1 protein-coding gene is annotated in these 689 nt (G+C 65.0%); it reads right to left on the bottom strand.

Annotated elements, in window-relative coordinates:
- Positions 1–589 (bottom strand): hypothetical protein (locus AC1DYI_RS37695; protein ID WP_477209158.1); only part of this gene is annotated, 589 nt, incomplete at its 3' end.
- Positions 590–689: the final 100 nt, after the last annotated feature.

Raw genomic sequence — 689 nt, 5'->3', positions numbered from 1 at the left:
GAGCCTGTTGAGTCGTCTGCCGCTCGACCTGCGAAAGCGGCGTCCTGGGCACCGGAAAGCCGCTGGGTTGGACTTGATTGAGCCGGCTCCAATCTGATGAAACCAGCCCGACGTCGATGTCGCTCTCAGCCCTGAAGGGCTGGCCAGTTTTGTAGCTGCGGTTGGTGACCGAGCTGCCCGAAAAGATCAGGCTCCCGGAGCGGTCCTGCTGGGCGTACGGGCGGGTCAGGTCGCGGAACTGCTGCTCATCGTCGAAACCTCGTGGAACCGGGCCATGCTGGCCGACGAACAGCTCGTTGTCTCGCAGGACATAGTCGTCCTCGACGTCGCGTTCATCGTCGGTGACAACGTTCCTGACGCGCTTGAGCAGCTGGACGACACCCGAGCCGGCGGCAGCGGACTGGCGCTGTGCGACGATGCCGTGAATCGGCGTGCCGAGCAATCCTTCCATGGCACGTCGCTGAGCCACCATGCGTGGCGACTGGCCGATGTCTGTCGGACCTGCCACGCGCTGCACCGTGGTGTCGCTTTGCACATCGGCTGTCAAACCGACCGACGCGCGGCGTGTCGACGCGGCGGGTTCTTGCACGGATGTCGTGGCGTTTGATTCGCGAGTTTTCATCGATGGGTTTCCAGGCAGACAGATTCCCCGCCGGGGCCGGGCCAGGCCCGACCCGACCCTGGGGGCC

This window comes from Ideonella sp. P3_A4, assembly GCF_056403075.1.
This window is presented reverse-complemented; position numbering and strand designations above follow the sequence as displayed.